2 protein-coding genes are annotated in these 2,135 nt (G+C 37.2%); both read right to left on the bottom strand.

What is annotated here, in order from left to right:
* Positions 1–60: 60 nt before the first annotated feature.
* Positions 61–798, bottom strand: coding sequence for an IS21-like element helper ATPase IstB (gene istB / locus FC26_RS08595; protein WP_057779681.1), 738 nt, complete (start codon positions 796–798; stop codon positions 61–63).
* 7 nt (positions 799–805) lie between these two features.
* Complete coding sequence (gene istA, locus FC26_RS08590) at positions 806–2,029, bottom strand: IS21 family transposase (protein WP_057779679.1); 1,224 nt, start codon at positions 2,027–2,029, stop codon at positions 806–808.
* Positions 2,030–2,135 lie beyond the last annotated feature (106 nt).

The following is a 2,135-nucleotide window of genomic DNA, read 5'->3' as shown; positions in this document are numbered from 1 at the left end:
TGTCAATAGCGGCGATAAAATGTCGTTTTATGGCGGTTTAAAATTGTAGGTTTTTGGCGATTAACCAACACCTTTTAACCGATATGATTTACCGGTGATCTTAACTACATGGACATGATGAACTAATCTGTCCAAGATCGCCGCAGTAACTGTTGGGTTTTGAAAGATCTCCACCCATCCTGATAAATCAGTGTTGCTCGTTATAATTGTTGAATTTTGTTCATAGCGTGCATTAATTAATTGAAAAAGTAAATTGGCTTCATCATGATCAATTGGTAAGTATCCAATTTCATCAATGATAAGTAGTTCATAGCGCGCATATCGGTTGATACTACGATCTAATTCACCTTTTTCATAAGCCACCCTTAGGCGGCTCAGTAATTCGTGGCAGTTAATAAATAATGTTCGCTTTCCTTGCCGACATGCTTCGATTCCAATGCTAATAGCCAAATGGGTTTTACCGACACCAGGGCTACCAATGAATACCAAATTTTCTTGTTTTTCCATAAACGCTAAATCTTGAAATCCGACAACTTCCTGCTTATTAATATTAGGTTGAAAGTTAAAGTCGAATGCTTTAAGCGTTTTTTCTTGCGGAAAACGTGCACGTTTAATTCGCTGCTGAGTCTGCTGTTCTGTTTTCCATCGAAGCTCCGCTTCAGTTAAAGTAAGCATTGCATCAGTAAAAGATAGTTGCTGACCATTAATCTGATCAATATATTCAGGTAAATAAGCATTTATTTTATTCAAACCTAGTACGTCTAGGTTAGTAAGTAATTCTTGAAATTTACTCGTCATTTTTCCCTCATATGGCATCATAATCACTCAGGTGCGCTTCAATGTATTTTTGAATATTTTCTGCACTTTGACCTTTTAGTAGGTCTGCACCAAGAATATTTACTCGATCGTTATCATCATAGTTAAACTGATGCGTTGTAATATCGTGCGCTCGTATCATTTCTCCGTTATAATAAATCTGGATATGCCGCTCATCATTGGTAAGTTCTATGCTAACAGTCTGACCAATGTAGCGCGGATCTACTGAGTACTTACATTTACGAAAGTTAACCATTGATTCTTTGGAGACGATACGGGTAATATCTTCTTCAAAATATGGATCAAGAAGGTCAGCCGGTAGTTCGTGTAGGTACTCTTTTTCTTCGGACTTCCATTTTAAAGTTGGAACTTCATCTGTCGCCTGCGAAACCTCATGATTTAAGTCATAGCACAAGTCGTCGACAATATTAATTAGTTCAACGCTGTCGGTAAATTCGTAGTTATAAACACGCAACCGTTCGGTTGTCCGTGCTAAAGCTTCAACTACGCCCTTAGTTTGTGGTCGAAAAGGTCGACATGCAATTGGATGATATCCAGCATCATTACTAAATTGGCGGAATCGTTCATTAAAAACAGGGTGACCAAAATCTGATTTTTGATGATCGACAACTTGCTTCATATTATCGAACCAAATTTCGGTCGGTATTCCACCAGTGTGTTCGAAGGCATCATCTAAACATTCAAATAAAGTATCCTGACTACGCTCAAAAATTAAGGTGAGATATTTTAACTTTGAATAGGGTAAAACATATAAGAAGATGTTGAATTTAAACGGTTTTCCTTCACTGTTATACAGTGTCATTTCTTCTTTCCAGTCTACTTGAGCCGAAAGCCCAGGTGTGTGTTCCACACGAATGGTAGCCTTTTTGACACGTTGCTTTCGATACTTAGCACAGTAATCTCGCACAATAGAGTATTTACCGATGAACCCTTTCTTTTCAATAAATTTAAAAATCGCCATTGCTGAACAATTCATATCCAACTTGGTTTGAATAATAGCCCGATAGGGATCTAATTTACTTTTCCTTTTTTTCTGTGGTTTTGCTTGAATGTCTTTATTACATTTTATGTCCTTATAAGCTTGCTTAATGGTTCGATAGTCACAGTTGTACTGCCTTGCTAAGGCGGCATAATTTGGTTTGATGTCATCACTCATATATTTTTTAACTCCTTCACGGATATCTTGTCTCACATCGAAGTCCTCCTAATAATTACGATGTGATCCATATTATCAAAAATGCAGGAAAACCGACAATTCTTAATTGCCTTTTTCCTGCATTTTACCGCTGCTATTTACA

The organism is Paucilactobacillus vaccinostercus DSM 20634, assembly GCF_001436295.1.
Taxonomy (GTDB): Bacteria; Bacillota; Bacilli; order Lactobacillales; family Lactobacillaceae; genus Paucilactobacillus; species Paucilactobacillus vaccinostercus.
Note: the sequence above shows the minus strand (reverse complement) of the source record. Positions and strands in the feature narration are given on the sequence as shown.